Genomic DNA, 1,565 nt, shown 5'->3' with positions numbered 1-1,565 from the left:
AGCGCGTCCCCCGGGCCCGCGAGGCCCTCGCCGACGCCCGGGCCGCGCTGGCCGCCGCCCGCGAGCACGCCGAGGGGCACCGCCGGCAGGTCGACGTGCTGACGGCCCTGCACGACGAGCCGCCCGGCGCCCAGCCGGGCCTGCGCGCCGGGCTGCGCCGGCTGCTCCGGAGCGGCGCAGAACGCGAGGCCGCCGAACAGCACCGCGAACAGAGCCGGGGCGAACTCCTCGCCCGACTCGTCCAGCAGCGCACCGTCCTGGAGGCCGCCCGCGCCCACGTCGCCCGCTGCGCCCAGGCCGAGGACGTCGCGGCCGACCTGGACACCCGCTCCCACTCGGCCGTCACCGAGGCCGAGGCGGCCGTCGCCCGTGCCCGTGGCCAGGAGACCGCCGCCCACGCCGCGGAGTCCACGGCCCGTACGGACGCCGAGCGGGCCCGGCAGGAGGCGTGGGCCGCCCGGCGCGAGCTGGAGGGCGCCACCGCCGAACTCGACGCCGCCCACCGGGCCCTCCGCGCGGCCGCCGCCGACCTCCCGTCCCTGCCCCTCGACTGGGCGCACCTCACCGACCACGAGCAGGAACTCGGCGCCCCCTGGGCCGACGAGGCCTGGAGCACCGCCCGCAGCGACCTGTTCCTGCGCGCCCTCGACCTGCACCGCGCCCTCGTCGCCAACACCGCGAAGCGGATCCGCGGCAACCTCCAGGTCCTGGTGGAGCTCATGGCCGGCAACGGCGGGCCCGTCCCCGAGGAGCAGGTCCTGCACGCCTGGCAGACCCTCTTCCTCCTCGTCCCCGTCGTCTCCACCACCTTCTCCTCCATCGGCAGCATGTTCGCCCGCCTCGGCCAGGGCTCCATCGGCTGGATCCTCGTCGACGAGGCCGGCCAGGCCACCCCGCAGGCCGCCGTCGGCGCCCTCTGGCGGGCCCGCCGAGCCGTCCTGGTCGGCGACCCGCTCCAGCTCGAACCCGTCGTCACCATGCCGACCGCCCTGCAGCGCCGACTCCTGCTCGCGTACGGCGTCGACGAGGAATGGCTGCCCTCGGCGACCTCCGCCCAGGCCGTCGCCGACCGCGTCAACCGCTACGGCACCTACCTGCCCGCGCCCACCGGCGCGGAGGAGGAGACCGTCTGGGTCGGCTCACCGCTGCGCGTCCACCGCCGCTGCGAGGAGCCCATGTTCACCGTCAGCAACGAGGTCGCGTACGGCGGCCTCATGGTCCACGGCACCCACCCCCAGGCCTTCCCCGACCCCGACCACGACGGCCTCCTCCCCAGCCGCTGGCTCGACACCCCCGACCCCGACCGCCCCGCCGACGCCCCCTGGGGCGAACGCGACCGCCGCGCCCTCACCTTCCTCCTGCGCCGACTCGACCACCACGGCGTCACCGTCGAACGCCTGCGGATCATCGCCCCCTTCCGCGCCCTCGTCGCCGAAGCCCGCGAAACCTGCCGCACGCTCCCCGGCTGGACGGCCGAACTGCTCGACGAGCGCTGCGCCACCGTCCACAAGGCCCAGGGCAAGGAGGCCGACGTCGTGATCCTGCTGCTCGGCGCGGGCCGCCCC

Annotated in this window: 1 protein-coding gene; it reads left to right on the top strand. The window is 76.8% G+C overall.

Annotation, left to right across the window (positions count from 1 at the left end):
* A partial coding sequence (locus ACFU6K_RS38605) for a DEAD/DEAH box helicase (RefSeq protein WP_380671280.1) occupies positions 1-1,565 on the top strand: 1,565 nt, incomplete at both ends.

It is taken from the genome of Kitasatospora sp. NPDC057512, from assembly GCF_042802135.1.
GTDB lineage: Bacteria > Actinomycetota > Actinomycetes > Streptomycetales > Streptomycetaceae > Kitasatospora.
The sequence above is the reverse complement of the archived record's forward strand: the minus strand, read 5'-3'. Positions and strand labels throughout refer to the sequence as shown.